The 1,050-nt window shown below is 49.9% G+C and carries 1 protein-coding gene; it reads left to right on the top strand.

The window, feature by feature from the left end; translation table 11 throughout:
• On the top strand, nt 1-1,050 hold a 1,050-nt coding region (locus R7Q47_RS26415; protein WP_318090279.1), incomplete at both ends, for an ABC transporter ATP-binding protein.

The raw sequence follows: 1,050 nt of genomic DNA, 5'->3' as shown, positions 1-1,050 counted from the left end.
CGGCATCCCTCAGCCTGAAAACCGTCTTAAACAGTATCCTCACCAGTTTTCTGGTGGTATGCGTCAGCGTGTGGTTATCGCGATCGCTTTGGCTGGTGAGCCAGATCTGATCATCGCCGATGAGCCAACCACGGCACTGGACGTATCAATCCAAGACCAAATCCTGAATCTTATCCGTGAGTTGTGTATCCAGAACAATGTTGGTTGTATGTTGGTTACGCACGACATGGGGGTGGTTTCAAACGTTACAGACCGCGTGGCGGTGATGTACCGTGGTGATCTTGTTGAGTTTGGGCCAACGGCAAAAGTGTTGGGTAACCCAGATCACCCATACACGCGCAGCTTGATTTCGGCGGTTCCTCGCTCAGACAGAAAGCTCGATCGTTTCCCTCTGGTGAGTTACATCGAAGAAGCGACAGAAATGAAGTCGCTAGACATTAAGAATCACTGGCTGGGTCAAAGCCAAGATCAGCGTGAGTACACTGGCCCGTTGTTGGATGTGAAAAACGTCAACCTAAGGTTTGTGACTAAGGACTCTTTGTTTGAAAGCCGCCGTGAGTACGTGCAGGCATCGAACAATGTGAGTTTTGAGGTGCACGAAGGTGAGACGTTTGGTCTGGTGGGTGAGTCAGGTTCGGGTAAGTCGACCATCGCGCGCGTGATTGCTGGCTTGTATGAGCCAAACTCTGGCCAAGTGAAATTTGAAGGCATCGATCTCACGGCGATGAAGTCGGAAAAAGAGCGTCGTCCGATGCGACGTCAAATGCAGATGGTGTTCCAAAATCCATACACGTCTATGAACCCTCGTATGAAGGTGGCAGACATTATTGCCGAGCCAATTCGTTTCCATAAACTCACCAAAAATGAAGCAGAAACACGTCAAATCGTGAATGATTTGCTTGATCATGTTGGTTTGGGCCGCATGGCTGGCGTGAAATATCCTCATGAATTCTCTGGTGGTCAGCGTCAGCGTATTTCGATTGCGCGCGCCCTGGCAACTCGTCCTCGACTTTTGATTTGTGATGAACCGACATCAGCGTTGGATGTGTC

The sequence above is a fragment of the Vibrio sp. Vb0349 genome, assembly GCF_033338975.1.
This window is presented reverse-complemented; position numbering and strand designations above follow the sequence as displayed.